The 1637-nt window shown below is 46.4% G+C and carries 1 pseudogene; it reads right to left on the reverse strand.

From position 1 onward, the window contains the following. Positions 1–39: 39 nt before the first annotated feature. A pseudogene (locus AB4161_RS23130) lies at positions 40–1573 on the reverse strand (IS3 family transposase). Positions 1574–1637 lie beyond the last annotated feature (64 nt).

Raw genomic sequence — 1637 nt, forward strand, 5'->3', positions numbered from 1 at the left:
CGGTGTTTTTCAAGGTAGTTGTCATCATTTGCTTACTTATTAAGCAGCTTCTCTTTCTGGATTTAGGTGAACGTCACCAACAGGCGCACAGTTCCTGATATCACCAGACCACCGCTCAGGCTTTCGCTGTTTTGCAGCGAGCAATACCTCTACACGACGCTTCAAGATCTCTTTATCTTTTCCATTGTGACGCTCTGAAGGCGTGACGTAATTTAGCTGACTGTGCTTGTGCTCGGTGTTGTACCAGCGTACGAAGGCTTCAACCCAACTTTGGCTACTATCGATTGTTTCAAAGCCCTTCGTTGGCCAGCTTGGCATGTACTTTACCGTGCGGAACAATGACTCAACATACGGGTTATCATCACTGACTCTTGGGCGACTATACGATGAAGTAATACCTAACTCTTCTATTTTGGCTTTGAACGTCAACGACTTCATCGGCGCACCATTATCGGAGTGAAGAACCAGAGCTTGATTGAAGCACTGCTCTCGCATCAACGTTCGTTGCAGAAGTTGTGACGCCAGCTCACCGCATTCATGCTCATACACTTCATAACCAACAATTTTTCGACTGTAGATGTCCTCAATGACATACAGGTAATAATGTTGGCCTCGAACTTTTGAAGGTAAGTAAGTGATATCCCACGTATAGACTTGGTTCGAGTCCGTCGCTGTGTAACTGGTTGGCTTCGCTTGCTTCTGTCTGCTCCGCTGACGACCTCGTTTGTGAAGTTGCCCCTGCGTACTCAACACTCGGTAGTAGCTCGACTCAGAGGCGATATACTCACCTCTATCAAGCAGTGTCGGGACGATTTGAGTTGGAGGCAAGCTTGCAAACTCAGAGCGGTTACACACCTCGATTATCGCATCACGCTCTTCCTGCGACAGCTTGTTAGCAGGCTCAGGTCTGAGGCATATTGGCCTTTTGTCAGCTTGAACTTCACCTTGCTGATACCAGCGACGATACGTTCTCAAGTCGATTTGAACTTCATGGCAAGCTGGCTCTAAACGACACCCGCATTGCTTCGCTTCAAGGATAAGAGTCACTATGGTCTGCCTTTCATCGGTTGAGGTTAGTCGTCCTCTGGCTCTTCCCCGTAAAGGCTCTCAGCTTTTTTCTTAGTACCAAGAGAGCGGCCGTTTCAGCGAGTGCTTTTTCTTTGAGTCGTAAATCTTTCTTCAACTCTTTGATTTCAAGTTTGTCAGCTTTAGCCTGCTTCTTTGCTTCAGCTTCCTGCTCTTTACTCGACTTAAACCCTTGCATACATTCGCTGCGCCAGCTTTGGATTTGCTCTGGAAAAAGACCTTTTTCACGACAATATTGGCTGAGTTCACTTTCTGTCATTGAGTAGGTTTCAGCGACAATGGCAAGTTTAGTTTGAGCTGACCACTGCTCTGATGAAGTGTTGCTATTTGGCACGGCGGCTCCTGAACGTCTGAGTTGCTGGCGCTAATGATACAGGGTCGCAGTGCTAATTCCTTCCTCTTCCGACACTTCTTTAACTGACATTGAATAGGGAGGTAATAGCTTCTTCAATATAGCTTCTTTTCTTTCTACTGAGATACGAGACACAATTACTCTTTATCGCCCAAACTGGTTAAATTTTAACAGTGACATCTACCCTGCCAGATAGGGC

The sequence above is a fragment of the Vibrio sp. 10N.286.51.E5 genome, assembly GCF_041469125.1.
GTDB classification, from domain to species: Bacteria; Pseudomonadota; Gammaproteobacteria; order Enterobacterales; family Vibrionaceae; genus Vibrio; species Vibrio crassostreae_C.